Origin of the sequence: Dermabacter sp. HSID17554 (genome assembly GCF_003989295.1) — a bacterium.
In the GTDB taxonomy this organism is placed as follows: domain Bacteria; phylum Actinomycetota; class Actinomycetes; order Actinomycetales; family Dermabacteraceae; genus Dermabacter; species Dermabacter vaginalis.
On record NZ_RBLW01000016.1, the window covers coordinates 1 to 864 of the forward strand.

2 protein-coding genes are annotated in these 864 nt (G+C 68.8%); both read right to left on the bottom strand.

Going from position 1 to position 864, the window contains the following annotated elements:
- Nucleotides 1–92: 92 nt before the first annotated feature.
- Nucleotides 93–260 (bottom strand): hypothetical protein, encoded by a 168-nt coding sequence (locus D8M36_RS10080; protein WP_153246525.1) that lies wholly within the window; start codon nt 258–260, stop codon nt 93–95.
- The coding region (locus tag D8M36_RS09995) for a glycosyltransferase (protein ID WP_126848620.1) at nt 257–864 on the bottom strand (608 nt) is incomplete at its 5' end. The genes D8M36_RS09995 and D8M36_RS10080, both read right to left, overlap by 4 nt.

Consider the following 864-nt stretch of genomic DNA (forward strand, 5'->3'; position numbering starts at 1 on the left):
GTGAAGCTGTCCTCGCGAGGAGACGCCTGAGAACCCGCGGCGGTGCGAGCTGACGGCCCACCGCAAGCGGCTCCGCCGCTTGGGAACACGAGCTAGAACAGGACCAGGGCGATGGCGAGCACGCTGAGGCCGATCACGGTCAGCAGCAGCTTGCCATCGCGGGTCAGTGCCGGGCCGTCTCGGTGGTCGCGGTGCGCGTCGACACAAGGGATCGCCACGCGTAGTCGGCGACCGAGGCCCGCAGGATGTCCGGCGATCACGACCCGACCTGGCGCAGGGTCTCGCGGACCGCTTCGACGAACCGGGCGTGCCCCGGCGCCACGCGGACGCGGCCGGCGTACTTCGCCAGTTCGGCGAACTCCGTGCTGACCACGGGCAGCCCGAGCGCAAGATATTCCTTGAGCTTGATCGGGTTCGAATGGTGAATCCATGGGGTGTCCTGCCAGGGCATGAGTGCGACGTCGAAACCGGAGCCGTACGCCGGAATGGTTTCGTACGAACGGAAGCCCAGCCAGTACACGTTCGGGTACTTGTCGAAGCGGTCCATCGGCTGGCCCGAGTCGCCGATCAGCACGAGGGAGGCTTCCGGCAGCTCGGCGGCCACGCGCTCGAGCAGTTCGAAGTCGACCACGAACTCGTCCAGCGCGCCGAAGAACCCGATCCGGGGACCCGGGATCCGGCGCAGATCGGCCGGTTGCTCGGACACCGGCCGCGGCCGGAAGTGGTCGACGTCCACGCCGTGGTCGAGGAAGTGCGCGCGCTCGCCGGTCAGCTCCCGCTCCTCGTCCATCAGCGCCTGGCTGACGTAGAGCACGGTGTCGGCGCCACCCATCAGCCCGCGCTCCAGCTCCTGGATGGTCGCCT